The sequence below is a fragment of the Kitasatospora sp. NPDC002543 genome (assembly GCF_053594915.1).
The window spans coordinates 1-1,232 of sequence record NZ_JBSFWR010000249.1; the positions used below are offsets into that span (position 1 = coordinate 1).

The 1,232-nt window shown below is 73.2% G+C and carries 3 protein-coding genes; 2 read left to right on the forward strand and 1 reads right to left on the reverse strand.

Annotated features, from left to right (window positions below; translation table 11 throughout):
• A partial coding sequence (locus ACWD4P_RS38335) for an MscL family protein (RefSeq protein ID WP_449782838.1) occupies positions 1–255 on the forward strand: 255 nt, incomplete at its 5' end.
• 6 nt (positions 256–261) lie between these two features.
• Here the strand turns inward: ACWD4P_RS38335 and ACWD4P_RS38340 are convergent.
• Positions 262–444, reverse strand: a complete 183-nt coding sequence (locus ACWD4P_RS38340; protein ID WP_266563200.1) for a hypothetical protein — start codon at positions 442–444, stop codon at positions 262–264.
• Between the two features lie 395 nt (positions 445–839).
• On the opposite strand from ACWD4P_RS38340, the gene ACWD4P_RS38345 reads away from it, so the two are divergent.
• On the forward strand, positions 840–1,232 hold a 393-nt coding region (locus ACWD4P_RS38345; protein WP_449782839.1), incomplete at its 3' end, for a P1 family peptidase.

Consider the following 1,232-nt stretch of genomic DNA (forward strand, 5'->3'; position numbering starts at 1 on the left):
ACCTGCCCGGGCGACGACGGCATCGAGATCCTGTGGGGCTCGGTGCTCAGCGCCACCCTCACGTTCCTGATCACGGCCGCGGTCGTGTACTTCCTGATGGTGCTGCCGATGGCCAAGTACCTCGCCAGGAAGGCGGCCCGGGATGCCGCGAAGGAAGGCGCCGCGGAGGTCGTGGAGCTGTCCGAGCTGGAGGTTCTGAAGGAGATCCGCGACGCCCTGGTGGCGCAGCGCGGCTCTGGGCACAGCGAGCAGTAGCCGGGCTCAGAGGTGGTGGGGCGGCTTCTCGTCGAGGAAGCGTGCCAGGTCGGCGGCGCTGTCGCCGCTGTGGGTGGGCCGCTCACCCCACCCTTGGTCCGTGTCGTCCGAGGACTGCGTACTCAGCGGATCGTCGAAGACCAGCGCGCTCTTCGGATCGCGCGGTTCGGGGTCGGGGGCGGTACTCATGCCTCCAGCGTACGTCCGTCGGGGGGCGGAGCGTCGGGAGCGGGAGCAGGGGTGCGGGGTGCCGGGGCGCAGCGGTGCCGGGTGTCGGGGCGCAGGGGTGCAGGGCGCAGGGGTGCCGGGGTGCAGGCCGCGCGGGTCGTCGTCGCTCGGGTCGTGGGGGCAGCTGGGGGATTAGGCGCCCTTGCGGGCGTAGAACGACCAGCAGACGGCGACGCACGTGACCGTAGAAGCCCACGAAGCACCAGAGGTAGCTAGCTGGTCACGGCGAAGTTCGCGGGGACATCGCCGGCGGGCATCGTGGCCGCGCTCACCGTCGCTGTGGGCGTGAACGTCACGCCCGCGGGGGCCTGCGTGGAGACCGCCCCGGGGCCCAACTCGCGTGATACGCATGCCGTATGACGACGCCCACGCGCAATGCCCTGACCGATGTCGCCGGCCTGCGGGTCGGTCATGCCACCCGCGCCGGCGAGGGCGGCTGGCTGACCGGGACGACGGTGGTGCTCGCGCCCGAGGGCGGAATGACCGCCGCTGTGGACGTGCGAGGCGGCGGCCCGGGCACGAAGGAGACGGACGCGCTCGACCCGCGCAATGTGGTCCGGCGCATCGACGCCGTGACCCTGACGGGCGGCAGCGCCTACGGCCTGGACGCCGCGTCGGGTGTCATGGCGTGGCTGGAGGAGCAGGGCCGGGGCGTACGCGTGGGGGCCGGGCCGCGCGAGGTGGTGCCGGTCGTCCCCGCCGCGTGCGTCTTCGATCTGGGGCGCGGAGGGGAGTTCCGGGCCAGGCCC